The sequence below is a fragment of the Shewanella sp. GutCb genome (genome assembly GCF_002836135.1).
GTDB lineage: Bacteria > Pseudomonadota > Gammaproteobacteria > Enterobacterales > Shewanellaceae > Shewanella.
On sequence record NZ_PJBL01000029.1, the window covers coordinates 105,240 to 118,281 of the forward strand.

11 protein-coding genes are annotated in these 13,042 nt (G+C 42.4%); 2 read left to right on the top strand and 9 right to left on the bottom strand.

The window, feature by feature from the left end:
- Positions 1–138: 138 nt before the first annotated feature.
- The 8 genes from recR to CXF86_RS18235 all read right to left on the bottom strand — a co-directional run bounded on the left by recR (position 139) and on the right by CXF86_RS18235 (position 8,023).
- Complete coding sequence (recR, locus tag CXF86_RS18195; RefSeq protein WP_101089615.1) at positions 139–738, bottom strand: recombination mediator RecR; 600 nt, start codon at positions 736–738, stop codon at positions 139–141.
- 288 nt (positions 739–1,026) lie between these two features.
- Positions 1,027–1,356: a YbaB/EbfC family nucleoid-associated protein gene (locus tag CXF86_RS18200; protein ID WP_102039696.1), complete on the bottom strand. Its 330-nt coding sequence runs from the start codon at positions 1,354–1,356 to the stop codon at positions 1,027–1,029.
- Between the two features lie 100 nt (positions 1,357–1,456).
- Positions 1,457–4,297 carry a DNA polymerase III subunit gamma/tau gene (dnaX, locus tag CXF86_RS18205; protein WP_102039697.1) on the bottom strand — a complete coding sequence of 947 codons (2,841 nt, stop codon included), beginning with the start codon at positions 4,295–4,297 and terminating at the stop codon, positions 1,457–1,459.
- Positions 4,298–4,448: 151 nt separating this feature from the next.
- Positions 4,449–5,000 carry an adenine phosphoribosyltransferase gene (gene apt / locus CXF86_RS18210; RefSeq protein ID WP_101089123.1) on the bottom strand — a complete coding sequence of 184 codons (552 nt, stop codon included), beginning with the start codon at positions 4,998–5,000 and terminating at the stop codon, positions 4,449–4,451.
- Positions 5,001–5,251: 251 nt separating this feature from the next.
- Positions 5,252–5,620: a YbaN family protein gene (locus tag CXF86_RS18215; RefSeq protein ID WP_101089124.1), complete on the bottom strand. Its 369-nt coding sequence runs from the start codon at positions 5,618–5,620 to the stop codon at positions 5,252–5,254.
- A 280-nt stretch (positions 5,621–5,900) separates the two neighbouring features.
- On the bottom strand, positions 5,901–6,665 hold the full coding sequence (locus tag CXF86_RS18225; RefSeq protein ID WP_102039698.1) for an HvfC family RiPP maturation protein: 765 nt from the start codon (positions 6,663–6,665) through the stop codon (positions 5,901–5,903).
- Entirely contained in the window at positions 6,665–7,501 is an 837-nt protein-coding gene (locus CXF86_RS18230; protein WP_101089127.1) for an HvfB family MNIO-type RiPP peptide maturase, read from the bottom strand. The genes CXF86_RS18225 and CXF86_RS18230 overlap by 1 nt, the downstream gene beginning before the upstream one ends.
- A gap of 99 nt (positions 7,502–7,600) precedes the next feature.
- Positions 7,601–8,023, bottom strand: coding sequence for an HvfA family oxazolone/thioamide-modified RiPP metallophore (locus CXF86_RS18235; RefSeq protein ID WP_101089128.1), 423 nt, complete (start codon positions 8,021–8,023; stop codon positions 7,601–7,603).
- A gap of 374 nt (positions 8,024–8,397) precedes the next feature.
- On the opposite strand from CXF86_RS18235, the gene dusC reads away from it, so the two are divergent.
- Together dusC and CXF86_RS18245 are read left to right on the top strand one after the other, a co-directional pair.
- Positions 8,398–9,354: a tRNA dihydrouridine(16) synthase DusC gene (dusC, locus tag CXF86_RS18240; protein ID WP_101089129.1), complete on the top strand. Its 957-nt coding sequence runs from the start codon at positions 8,398–8,400 to the stop codon at positions 9,352–9,354.
- A gap of 115 nt (positions 9,355–9,469) precedes the next feature.
- On the top strand, positions 9,470–9,826 hold the full coding sequence (locus tag CXF86_RS18245; RefSeq protein WP_101089130.1) for a TraR/DksA C4-type zinc finger protein: 357 nt from the start codon (positions 9,470–9,472) through the stop codon (positions 9,824–9,826).
- Between the two features lie 100 nt (positions 9,827–9,926).
- Here CXF86_RS18245 and CXF86_RS18250 read toward each other — a convergent pair whose 3' ends face one another.
- Positions 9,927–12,695: a TonB-dependent receptor gene (locus tag CXF86_RS18250; RefSeq protein WP_180961105.1), complete on the bottom strand. Its 2,769-nt coding sequence runs from the start codon at positions 12,693–12,695 to the stop codon at positions 9,927–9,929.
- Positions 12,696–13,042: the final 347 nt, after the last annotated feature.

Genomic DNA, 13,042 nt, shown 5'->3' on the forward strand with positions numbered 1-13,042 from the left:
TTGTTACTAGAAATGGGGTTATAAAATCACTTTTCAAGGGGCAAGGGTCGCATTGATTCTAATTGCACAAAAAAAGCCCAGCAAATGAGTCACCATTAACTGAGCTTTGTTATGACACTGACGTTAAACCTAGCGTTACTAAATAGGCAAACGTCCACTGAAAGACAATGCTAGCGTTGTGCTGTCAACGTATTCAAGTTCACCACCAACAGGCACACCGTGAGCAATACGGCTCACAGCCAACGCATGGCTTTTAGCCATATCGGCAATATAGTGTGCGGTGGCGTCGCCTTCAACCGTCGGGTTGGTGGCTAAAATAAGTTCACTGACCTCACCCGAAGCCAAATGGGTTTCTAACAGTGATAACCCCAACTCATCGGGACCTACGCCATCGAGCGGAGATAAATGTCCCAGCAATACAAAATAACGTCCAGTAAAATGCCCACCCGCTTCTATCGCTAGTGCATCAGCAGGAGTTTCTACAACACAAATAATACTCGAATGGCCACGTTTAGTACTGACACAAATAGGGCAATAGGTTTCTTCTGTAAACGTACGACATGATTGGCAATGGCCAACGTCAGACATGGCTCTACCCAACGAATCGGCAAGCTTAGCCCCCGCCTTACGATCGCGTTCTAATAGCTGGAAGGCCATGCGCTGTGCAGATTTAGGCCCCACTCCCGGTAGGCATTTAAGTGACTGGATCAACTCATCGACAAGTGGACTAAATTTCATTTAACGTTCCGCATAGCGAGGCAAACTCTTGCCTAAAAATAATAAGTATTGATTTTTCAAGAGCAGATATAAGCCAGAAACTTACATCATTCTTAATCAAATGAACCGTGAATGTTAACATAGATTAATCAATGATAACGCTAAATCACAGCGGTACAGATACGATAAAGTGACCAAAGCAGGCGCTTTGCGCACAAAAAAGCCCAAGTTACCTTGGGCTCTTAAAAACAATAAACGGCGACATCATACTGTAAATGCTAAACACAAATGCAGCACATATGTACGGTCTTAGAACGGCATCTTCATGCCTGGTGGCAACTGCATGCCGCCAGTGACTTCAGCCATGCGATCTTTTTGATTCTCTTCAACACGGCGAGCCGCATCGTTGCATGCTGCTGCGATAAGATCTTCAAGCATCTCTTTATCGTCTTCAAGCAAGCTTGCGTCAATATCGACTTTACGCACACTGTGAGAGCCCGTCATGGTGACTTTAACAAGGCCAGCGCCAGCTTCGCCAGTCACTTCCATACGCGCGATCTCTTCCTGCACTTTGGCCATCTTGTCTTGCATCTGTTGGGCTTGCTTCATCAAGTTGCCCATACCGCCTTTTCCAAACATACTCTAATTCTCTTCTATTATTTATCACAACAAATAAAGTGGGCTAATCTTACTAAATATAGACTGATTAGCAATGAAAGCTGAAATTTCAATTGTAAAATTATGACTCAGGTAACCGCTTAAAGTTCGACATGTCGACCAATTCTATCGACTTTCCTTTTTTAACCAGTAATTCTGGTGCATAAGATAACGTGTCTGGTGTTAACTGTGCGCCCATATTCAGGGCTAACCAATGTACATTCGCGTCAGTCATTAAGCCATGATGAGCTTGCGCGAGGATCTCTTTATGAAAACGACGCCGCACTTCAAGAGGGGTCTCTCGAGTACTGTCGATCCCCACTGACACACGCACTTCACTTGGCTCACCAAGCGCTAGGCTCATGGCTTCTTCAAACTGCTTAATCGCAACATCGGCTGCAAGATGCTTTTGATCGGGTTTCAATAACAACGACAACGGTTGTTCAAACTGATGGCAAACGGAGTTAACGGCGAGCTGTCTAACACGTCCGCCTACTTCAAGCTCAGCCATAAATCGGTACCACTTCAAATCAATGTCATTGCCGCTTAACTCGCCACTTGGCAGTGCGGGTAAGTTTAACGCAACATCCTGAACTGAAGTTGAATCAAGCTGCATAGCAGTGGGTTTATGACTAACCTGAGCGGTTTCGTTCTGCTGTTGACTTGGTACAACAACAGCTGCAACTGCGACATTGGCTGGCGACTCTGTTACATGAACGGCGCTTTCATCTTGAAATCGCGGTGTGGGATCCTGCTCATGAGGCTCTTCCCATGGTGGCCGGTCGATAATATTGCTGCTGTTATCAACTGGCGCTAAAGCTTTGCTTTGCTCCAATGGCTCGATATCGTCATCAATAGATGACCCCTCAGCGTCTTTATCTTCTCGCTTAGGCTTGCGAACTGGCGGCGCAAAAGGCTTGCGCTCATTAACGGACTTTTTTGTGGAACTCTCCTTAGGCTCATCATCACCTAATCCATCCAACAGAGAATCTCTTGCTGCTAATACAGCATCCAAAATATCGTCGCTTAAATCAGTCGTTGATACTGTGCTATCTGGCTTTTCTGTTTCACTTTGAGCCACAAGCGTATTTTGTTCAGCAGCAAGTCGCGATTGGGGCGCAACTGAAGATAACGTGTCTTGTGACAAAGGAGCTGAGTTGGGAGTATCAAAGTCAAAATCGTTGCCGTCAAAGTCAATATCCTGCGCGCCAGCATATTGTGCATAAGCAGATAGATCGTCTTCACCTTCATCGCCAGCTTCAACTGGCTGTGTGACCTCTGTTGCGGCTATCTCGGCGTTAGTCGTTTCAACTACACTTTTATTGGCGCTATGACTTGCAGTAATAGTCGAATCGATAACTAAATCATTCGTTTTATTGGGTACCGGAACAGATGCAATACTCGGGACTATAACGGCAGTATTGGCGACTTCGATTGTTTCATTTGAAGTTGCAGTACCCTCTTCAACTAAAGGGCTTTGCTGCGGTTTAGTGAGAGGCGCTTTGACATCTGACTCACTAGACTTTGAATACCCTTGACTCTGAGCTTGGCTGAGTATGACAGCCATTTCACTGTTCATGCTCTCAAGGCTATTCAATACTGGTGTCGCGACTTGAGGCACCACAGCTTGAGGCTTAGGTTCTAGAAGCTCTGGAGTCTTGACACTAACAGGAGTGGTGACTTCATCACTCGCGTCTATAAGTGTTTTTTTTTCGGCAGCCATATTTAGCGACGTGGCTTTAGTTTCTGCTTCTTGCTGTTTTGAGCCAGCAGTTGACTCTGAAGTTAACGCAGGGATTGAAAGATTTGCAGGCGTGTCAGTCACCCATTTGGTCACAGGTTGCTCTGGTACAAAGGTCACTGCGCGCAATAATGCCATTTCAAGCCCTGACTTGGGATCAGGTGCATGAGGCAAGTCTTTACGACCTGTCAGCAATAATTGGTAATATAACTGCACTTGCTCAGGCGATAACTGCTCCGCAAAGGCTTTGATTTGTTCGCTATATAACGACATTTGCGCTGCAGCAGGCGCAAATTGAGTTAAGGTAATTTGATGCAGTAGCTCTAATAAACTTCGCAGTACTTCGTCTGGCTCAGCACCAAATGACAATACCCTAGCAGTGACTTGCATCAATCCCATGATATCCGCTTTGGCTAATGCTTCCAGTAAGGCTAAGACCTGTTTGTCATCAATACTACCGAGCATGGTTTGTACAAGTTCAAGTTTGACTTGTCCAGCACCAAAAGCAATCGCTTGATCGGTAAGGCTTAACGCATCACGCATACTACCGTTGGCCGCTTTTGCCAGCAGAGTTAACGCAGAGGTTTCGAAATTAAGGGTTTCTTGTGTCAAGACATTGGCTAACTGATTGGCAATTTCATCTTGAGTCAAGCTCTTGAGATTAAATTGTAAACAGCGTGATAATACGGTTACAGGTAAACGCTGCGGATCCGTCGTTGCAAGCAGGAACTTAACATGTTCAGGTGGCTCTTCAAGCGTTTTTAGCAGAGCATTAAAGCTACTGCGAGACAGCATATGCACTTCATCGATAAGGTACACTTTATAGCGGCCACGACTCGGACGATACTGCACGTTATCGAGCAGTTCGCGGGTGTCATCAACTTTTGTGCGTGAGGCAGCATCGACCTCAATGAGATCAACAAAACGCCCTTCTGCGATTTCTACGCAAGCAGAACATTCGCCACATGGCGTAGCAGTAACACCTTGTTCACAATTTAAGCCTTTAGCGAAAAGACGTGCAAGACTGGTTTTACCCACTCCTCGAGTGCCGGAAAACAAATAGGCATGATGCAATCTTTGCTGAGTGAGCGCATTGGTTAATGCATGTAAAACATGAGACTGGCCAACCATTTGCTCAAATTTGGCAGGGCGCCATTTTCTGGCTAACACCTGATATGACATGGAACTCCCCAACGTGTCATGAATATGATTACGGGAGCACGCTCCTCGACTAATTTGAACAATAGCATGCAAAGGTTTGACATGCTATATCAAGCGTTCAAGGAGCGGTTTGGCGGTGATTAATTCACCTTAAACAGACATTTCAGCCTGATTATTCGCCTTCGAATTCACATAAGCTGAGTAATTCGAGATCCATTGTTGCGAGACGCTTTTCACCACCAAGATCCGGTAATGAGATAACAAATGCAGCATGATTAACCTGGCCGCCTAGATTACGGATTAACTTAACGGTTGCTTCAATGGTGCCGCCCGTCGCCAGTAAATCATCAACAACCAAGACTTTATCTTCACTAGTAATAGCATCGACATGAATTTCAAGAACGTCATGACCATACTCAAGCTCATAGCTTTCAGAAATAGTCTTTCTTGGTAATTTACCCGGCTTACGTACTGGAACGAAGCCAATACCTAACTCTAATGCCAAAGGTGCACCAAATAGGAAACCACGAGCTTCAGTGCCAACGACTTTAGTAAAGCCTTGTTCCTTGTAGTGTTCCACTAAAAGACCAATGGTTAATTTATACGCTTGTGGATCTTCTAATAAGCTAGTCACATCTCTAAACAAAATCCCCTCTTTAGGGTAGTTTGGGATGGTTTTAATGCTGTTCTTTATAAGTGCTAAGCTGTCAGTATTCATTACCATAATTCTTTACTTTATTGAGTTGAATTTGCTGACATGTTGCTAGCGACTATCGCCATAGCAAATGTCATCGAAGTGTGAAAATCGGCGTAAAGCTTAAGCCGCTTTATGCATAGTTGCAACAATGGATCGCCAGAACTGCTGACTCACCCCATGCAAAATACCACTACTATTGTTCACGGTTCCAAAGAGCTGTTATCAATTGGTTAAATTCGCTTTTATATTCAGTACTATGCACTAATACAGTCAAAGGCTTATTCATCGATCTCAGGAATGCTTCTCAAGTAAACAATGAGTCCAGTGCCAATGCAGGCTAGCATCACTTTGACCCAAATAAGCGGGACTATCGTGATACTGACAATAAAACTTAGGCTACTTACAATATAGGCCTTCTTCTTTAGTCCTTTACGCATAGCACCTTCTGCTTGCCAATTTTGCAGCGCATCAGCAAACCACGGGTGTGCCATCAACCATTGATATAGTCTGTCGCTTGAGCGAGCAAAACAATAAGCAGCCAATAAGATAAAAGGCACAGTTGGCAGTATCGGCAATAAAATGCCCAATAAGCCTAACGCTAGGCTACAAAGACCAGCCAGAAGAAAGAAACCACGTTTTAACGCCATCAGTACCGCCCAAAAAACAAAAAGCCACTCAAAAGAGTGGCTAGTATACCTGAGCTAGGATGAAACAGAGCTTAAATTAGCCCCATTACCTTCAACCAAGATAGGCTTGCGGGTAATGTCGGCAACAACATTACCAGGATAAAACCAACAAAATAAACAATGTTAAATGGGTCTTTAAACGGCTGACTCATGACTTCCCCTACAACTGTTGTTAACGACAATTATTGATCTAGATCAATTTTTGGCGCCATTATAGGGTTTAGCCGTGCTGATAGAAAGACTAATCCTCAATAAATTCTCTAATGATGCCTTTAGCACTCAATTGCATTAACAGGTCTACACAGCCTTGTTGTAATACCGTAGGCTCTATATCGGTAAAAGTCACTGATAACCATTCAATTAAATCTGCACATTGCACTGAGTCAAATTGCGACATATAAGCTAAAACCTGGGCTGTTAGCGGATTGAGCTGCAAAAAGCTCACTTCATCTTCAAAATCAGAATATATACAAAAAAACTGCGGCTCCTCTGTCGGCTCTTTTGGGCGGTAATCTTCGCTAATGTGTTGTACATCGTATGTATACTGGGCTATTTGCGATGTCGACGACACACTTAGCGTCATCGCTGAAATAACGTCAGCATCCATTACCGCCATGTCGATTATCTTTTGCTGCGGAACCTCTTGTGCGACGGCCACAACCAGCTCTAGCCATTCATAATGTGCCAGTTCCAGCATAAAAGGAGGATCGATTTCTGTTGCTGTGTATTCGGTTTGCAAAAACAGCAGAAATTCCTGGGAGATCTCAATAAAGATAGGTGTATGACAATCATGATACACGAAGAACTGTTGCACTCGTTCTTGCCAGTATTGTTCGCTATATAAACTCTTTAATACCGGGAAGGCGTTAGACACAAAGCCATCAATATTATTAAAAAATAGTTCGCGGTAAATCTTCATCCGCCGCGCTTCAATCCCCTCAGGTAAAGGATTTGATGGATCTTTAATGTAATCCATGAATTTTTGTTGTGTTTCAATAAAACTCATCAAGCGCTCCTTTTTAAACTGGCGATATGACGGTTTTGATAATCATGGATCTGATTAATTTCTAACAACAACTCATTGGTTGCTGGAATATTAAAATCTCGTTCAAGCAATGTAGGAAAAACACCATGGTACTGATGGCATGCCTCAAGTAGCTTCCATACCGGATCAACAATATCAGCGCCGTGTGTATCAACCACTAAGTCTTCAGCCTCTTCATAGTGACCCGCAATATGTAAATATTCGATTCTATCGGTCGGCATCGCTTTTAAGTATTCAAGCGCATCGTATTGATGGTTAATCGAGTTCACATAGATATTGTTAACGTCGAGCAGCATCTTACAGTCAGCTTCTTCCATTACGGCTGTAACAAACTCCAGTTCAGACATTTCAGCGCCAGGGGCAGCGTAAAATGATACGTTCTCCAATATTAAAGGACGTTCAATAATATCCTCTACTTGCTTAACACGCGCAGCCACATGACGAACGGCTTCGCCTGTAAAAGGGATTGGCATCAAATCGTACATATGTCCAGTACCAGAACAATAACTTAAATGCTCTGAATAGCTTTTTATCTGATGCAAGTCTAGAAAGTCTTTGACGTTTTTGACAAATTGAACATCGAGCGGCGCAGGGCTACCAATAGATAGCGATAAACCATGACAATAAAACTCATGTTTTTCTGTTAGTGCCCTAAATTGACGACCAAACTTTCCGCCGAGTGTCATCCAGTTTTCCGGTGCCACCTCAAAAAAATCAATGGCCTTAGGAACACCTTGGCAAAATTCATCCAACATTTCTCGCCTAAGACCGAGACCCACCTGTCCTTTATTTGTCATACTGCACGTCCACTAATTTATGATTTATATACCCAATCGGCTTGAGTATATACAAATAGGGCCAGCAAACGCTGACCCCGTTTAACTCAAGTGGAAAGCTTACTTAGAACCACCACACTTACCTTCTTTCTCAGCTTTCTTATCGCCGCCACATTTGCCTTCTTTAGCTTTCATTTTGTCGCCGCCACACTTACCTTCACCACACTTACCTTCTTTAGCTTTCATTTTGTCGCCGCCGCACTTACCTTCTTTGGCTTTCATTTTGTCGCCGCCGCACTTACCTTCGCCACACTTACCTTCTTTGGCCTTCATTTTGTCTTCGCCGCACTTACCTTCTTTGGCCTTTTTCTTGTCTGCGCCGCATTTGCCTTCGCCACACTTACCTTCGCCTTCAACTAGCTGGTAACCGGCTTGCATCTCACTATAACCAAATGGGCTTGCTTGGACAGATGCAGCCAAAGAACTTCCAAGAACAACAGCACCAACAGCAACAGTAATAGCAGTCTTATTAACGAGTTTCATAATATCTTCCTTCTTGATTTAATCTACAGTATTTCGGTTACCAACAATGTATTTTGCTGGCTTGCTTAAAGAGACCTGTGTACCTACAAATAAATTTCATTTATTCTACAACTATCACATTTATGACGCATAAAAGCTGATAGTGCAAATATTGTTTGCATCTATTAGTGCCTGCTATAGCGATGTTTATCTTAGTAATTTGTAATAAATAGCGCTTATCAAGCAACAAATAGAGACTGACCAATAAAACAACAATCAAATAACAATACTGATTATTAATGATATAAGATCACTCTATACTCGCTTTAATTTGGTGCCGTACGGTGCATGATGTAGAATGCAGCGCCTTTTAAAACTGATGAGTGGACTGTTCTGTGCGAATAATTTTGGCGCCTATGGAAGGCGTGGTTGATGATTTAATGCGTGAAATCCTTTCAGCAATCAATCCCTACGATTTAATGGTGACGGAATTTGTACGTGTCGTTGATCAGTTATTACCAGAAAAAGTATTTTACCGTCTCTGTCCTGAGCTAAAAACTGACGGTAAAACAACTTCAGGCACGCCGGTAAGGGTCCAACTACTGGGACAAGAGCCTGGTTGGATGGCGGAAAATGCCGTTAGAGCAATAGAGCTAGGATCTAAAGGGGTTGACGTTAATTTTGGTTGCCCTGCAAAAATGGTTAATCGCAGTAACGGTGGTGCAATCATGCTGCAATATCCTGAGCAGCTGTATAATGTCGTCAAGGCCATGCGAGATGCAGTGCCTGATGAGCATCCTGTGACCGCAAAAATCCGTCTCGGTTTTAACGATAAGTCTCTCTATATGGAGAATGCACAGGCTATTTACGAAGCGGGTGCCAGTGAGATTGCGGTGCACGCCAGAAGTAAAGTTGATGGTTATAAGCCACCTGCTTATTGGGAATACATTACCGACATCAATGCAAAACTGCCTATTCCGGTTATTGCTAACGGCGAAATTTGGAATGCACAAGATGCACAGCGCTGCATGCAAGTGACCGGGTGTGACACTATCATGGTAGGACGCGGGGCCATTTCGTTGCCTAACCTAGCGGCAAGCATTAAAGGTGAAACACCTTATACGTGGCAACAATCACTGGCGCTGATGCTGGAGTACACCAACCGAGAACTCGCCGGACGTAAAAGTACCTATTACCCAGCCAGAATTAAGCAATGGTTTAATTATCTCAATCGTCAATATCCCGAAGCTGATACCTTGTTTCGCGAGCTACGGATCTACAAAACGGCTGAAGAAATTATCAATGTTCTGCAAACAGCAAATGCCAATCTGTACCATCAGCAGTCTGATTAACAGAATAATTGGTTATTATTAGTAATAATGCTCTCTGATTTGATCTTCGTCATTACCTGCGATCGTGACATGTTTAGACTGATAAACCGTGAAGTCAATAATTGTAGGCAAAGCCGTGAGTACCAACCAAATCAAACAAATGTTATCCGATATAGAATCGGAGTTAAGGCAGAAGATTGGTGCGCACCCAGATATCCAAGCCAAGCTAATGGACAAGCATAATTATTCCCTTTGTGAGCTCATTGAAATAATGACTCAAGCTCACTTATGCGATAACCCATTATTTTTTAAGTTGATGCAACTCGATGCAGCTTGTTGCCAACTGGACATTGGTTTGTATGGCGTGTGCTCTGATTGTGAATCTGAAATCGAAGCAGAACTGTTAGTCGCTAATCCACTTGAACAGCGATGTTTAAGCTGTACTAGCCAATATAAACGCGAACATCGTCAAGAGTTAAGACTAAACCATTAACTCTAGTCTATTTACTTCTTAGAGCATTCGTTGGCTCTTACAAAAAAACCTCCAATTAAGGAGGTTTTTTAATGTCTAAATCTTACTTAAATAACTATTTTTAGAACTTAACACTTGCTCTTACGAAGAAGTAACGACCTAGTACATCATAAGTGTACGGATCGGTATTTGAATCGTTGTTACCAGTGTAGTACGGTGGCTCTTCATCTAGAATGTTGTTAACGCCGCCCGATAGACGAACTGTATTTGTTACATCATACGTTGCTGATAGATCATGATAAACAATTGAGTCAACTGAAGGAGCATAACAACCTGCTGTATCATCTTTACAAGCAAATGAATCCATGCCGTCGATATAACGCGCTTCGTATGTTGCAGACCAATCATCGCCTGACGCTTTTAAGTTAAAGTTTGTTTTGAACTCAGCGTAAGCACCTACACCACCAGTGATGTAACCTTTATAGTCAACAGCGTTACCGTCTTGGTCAAATTCTTCATATTTATCAAGAATCGACGTATCAAGACCTGCTTTCCAATCTAGTCCTAAGCCTTCGAAAGCGTAAGCAACATTGATATCGTAACCAGCAGTGTTAGTTTCACCAATGTTTTGTAAACCATTATCAAACTTAATACGGCCTGTAGCATCGATTGAGATATTAGATGCTTGACATAAAGCGGTACCTGTATTGATCGTGCTACCGTTTGCATCTAAACACTGATTAGCAATGTAGTTTGAATCAACTGAAGTAATTGTGTTTGAGATTGCAATATCATAGTAATCAAGAGTGAACGATAAACCGTCAACAAAATTTGGCGAGTAAACTAAACCAACTGTTGTAATATCCGCTTCTTCTGGTGTTAGTAGTGGGTTACCACCAACGGTCACTTCTGCTTGAGTTTGCTCTGTTGCAGGGTGAACAATTTGATCAAATGATGGAGACTTACCACCAAACAACTCATCTACTGTTGGTGCACGGAATGCAGTAGATTGACCACCACGGATCATTAAGTCATCAAATACACGCCAAGTTAAACCCACTTTCCAAGTATTATCAGAACCAAATGTGCTGTAGTCGAAATAACGCATTGCTGCACTTAAATCTACTTGCTGTGCTAATGGTAAATCGCTTAGTAATGGAATCGCAATTTCTGCATAAACTTCATTAACATCAAAAGAACCAGCTGTAGCTTCAACACGTGGATCATTCGCTAAACCTTGAGCAGTTAGTGAATCTGGCGTGTAATGTGCAGATTCTTTACGGTATTCGTAACCCGCTGCAAAGCCCATAGTACCCGCTGGCAAATCAACAATATCACCAGAAATTGTTGCTGAAGCAATATCTAACTCACTGCCACCGCTATTTACTTCAGTGTAAATAAATGGAGCAATGCTTTCGCCTTCCCAAGAAGACTGAAGGAATGGGTCAAAATCACCTTCTAAAACAGCGTCATTGATTGAACCGATGTTATGCAAGTTAGCTAGGGTGTCTACAGAATCGTTCTTACCTTTGTTGTAAGAGGCGTCCCATGTCCAACCATTAGCAAACTCACCTTCTAGACCAACTACAACACGAACTGTATCAACAACTTGTGAGAAATCACGAGAACCTGATTCAACCATACGACGACCATAGCTTAATTCTTCACCTGCTTTTACCCAAGGAAGAAGGTCATCGGTCATGAAACCGCCAGCTGCCTTAGGCTTATATTCCCAAGCAGAATTATTCCAAATTGGCTGTGGAGCCATTTGTTGTTCAGACCAACGCTTAGAGTACATAGCCTCAGAGAAGAATGTGATGGTATCAGATAGCTCGTAAGTACCAGAGAAAGACAGGTTCAAACGCTCCATAGGAGTATATAAGTAGCTATCTTTAGCGTAGTTATATTTATCATCATTTTTAAAATCATGGTATTCACCACCACGACCACTTAAATCAGCTTCGGATTTTCCATCAAAGTATTTAAATTTTGCTTTGCCTTCGCCATTATCAACGTATTCACCATACTCACCAGAATCACCAATAGCATACTCTTTATCAGGACCTGTCGGAGTAATACCAAAGTTCATGTCTCCCCAGACATGTCCACCTTGTGCGTATGAACTACCACCACAATAAAGACTTTTATCTCCAGCAGCCCCTGTTTCAGCGATTGGACAATTAGAAAAATCACGATCTGCTTGGCTAGCTTCACCACGTTTAGTGTACTGAGCATTGATGACAACGTTACCTTTATCGAACGTATTGCCTATTGTAAAATCAATGCTTGATTCATCTGCATCCCCATGACCTGACATACCAGTTTGCACGTTCATTTCAAAGCCATCAAAATCACGCTTCAAAATCACGTTAACAACGCCAGCGATGGCATCCGTTCCATAAATAGCTGAAGCACCATCTTTTAGCACTTCAACGCGTTGGATCATCGATACTGGAATGGTATTCAAATCAACAGTTGATGCTGCGCCTGTTCCTGATGCAATCATACGACGGCCATTGACCAACACCAAAGTACGGTTTGAACCTAGACCACGTAGGTTGATACTTGCATCACCACCTGAACCGTTGTTAACGGCTGCGTTCACCATCGCACCGCCTGTTGACGTCATTTGCTGCAGTATGTCATCAATAGAGGTTGCGCCAGATGCAAGAATTGCAGAGGCATCAATAACCGTGACTGGGCTAGATGTTTCCAAATCTGCACGTTTAATACGTGAACCGGTAACTTGAATTCGTTCTACTTTCTCTTCTGCTGTATTTCCTTCAGCAGCATCTTCTGCTAAAGCAAATCCAGATAAGGCAACACTACTAGCAGCAATAGCAATAAAGCTTTTACGTATTGCACTTGCAGTTAAGGTCATTGAGTTCATATATTTCCCTTCAAATTTCAACACTAAGTGTGAAAATAGTTATATTTTTTATTTTATTATTAATAAGAAGTTATTTCTTATCCCTTATACTGTTAAATATAACCAATAGTGTCAACAGTTATTACATACACACAACGTAGATGATATAAATTGATACAAATCACAAAAAACAAACGGAACAATAATGATATAAAAATAAATAAAATCATCGACTTAAAATAAAACAGTCAAAAGCAGGTTAATATACAACCAGATGTTACAAAATAGTGTTTAAAATTACCATTTCGCAACCTAATATTAACAATTCAAATTGTTAATGTAAAAGATCAAAACGAAATAACACAAAT

Excerpts from the sequence above, each read along its gene's own strand:
- recR (WP_101089615.1), bottom strand. The coding sequence starts at position 738 with ATGAAATTTAGTCCACTTGTCGATGAGTTGATCCAGTCACTTAAATGC.
- CXF86_RS18200 (WP_102039696.1), bottom strand. The coding sequence starts at position 1,356 with ATGTTTGGAAAAGGCGGTATGGGCAACTTGATGAAGCAAGCCCAACAG.
- dnaX (WP_102039697.1), bottom strand. The coding sequence starts at position 4,297 with ATGTCATATCAGGTGTTAGCCAGAAAATGGCGCCCTGCCAAATTTGAG.
- apt (WP_101089123.1), bottom strand. The coding sequence starts at position 5,000 with ATGGTAATGAATACTGACAGCTTAGCACTTATAAAGAACAGCATTAAA.
- CXF86_RS18215 (WP_101089124.1), bottom strand. The coding sequence starts at position 5,620 with ATGGCGTTAAAACGTGGTTTCTTTCTTCTGGCTGGTCTTTGTAGCCTA.
- CXF86_RS18225 (WP_102039698.1), bottom strand. The coding sequence starts at position 6,665 with ATGAGTTTTATTGAAACACAACAAAAATTCATGGATTACATTAAAGAT.
- CXF86_RS18230 (WP_101089127.1), bottom strand. The coding sequence starts at position 7,501 with ATGACAAATAAAGGACAGGTGGGTCTCGGTCTTAGGCGAGAAATGTTG.
- CXF86_RS18235 (WP_101089128.1), bottom strand. The coding sequence starts at position 8,023 with ATGAAACTCGTTAATAAGACTGCTATTACTGTTGCTGTTGGTGCTGTT.
- CXF86_RS18250 (WP_180961105.1), bottom strand. The coding sequence starts at position 12,695 with ATGAACTCAATGACCTTAACTGCAAGTGCAATACGTAAAAGCTTTATT.